The 370-nt window shown below is 41.4% G+C and carries 1 protein-coding gene; it reads left to right on the top strand.

All coding sequences use genetic code 11. The features are described from left to right. Positions 1-370 (top strand): VRR-NUC domain-containing protein (locus tag R2R70_RS19220; RefSeq protein WP_410978783.1); only part of this gene is annotated, 370 nt, incomplete at both ends.

Below are 370 nucleotides of genomic sequence, written 5' to 3'. Positions count from 1 at the left end.
ATACCCGCCGTGTAATGAATTTGATATTTACCCGCAAGTTTTACAGCTTGGTAATTTTTATGAAGCACAAAGCACGCAAATTGACGCACGTTTAAAAAGCTGTAGCACTAATCATGCGCTGCTTAATTTGGTATGTAAGCATGCCGCGCAGTATTTTGAGCAGCCCAATGGTTTATTTAGATGGCGCAGCAATTTATTAGAGCCACTAGAGGCACTTATTTTAAACAGCCCGCTTGAAGCGTTAATTGCGCACTTAACGGCTATGAGCAAACACTATTTACAGCTAAAAGACGGCTACCCCGACTTAATGGTTATTAATAATGGCCAAGTACATTTTGAAGAGGTAAAAGCCCCAGGCGATAAGCTTAGG

Source organism: Cobetia sp. SIMBA_158 (genome assembly GCF_046566945.1).
Taxonomy (GTDB): Bacteria; Pseudomonadota; Gammaproteobacteria; order Pseudomonadales; family Halomonadaceae; genus Cobetia; species Cobetia amphilecti.
The sequence above is the reverse complement of the archived record's forward strand: the minus strand, read 5'-3'. Positions and strand labels throughout refer to the sequence as shown.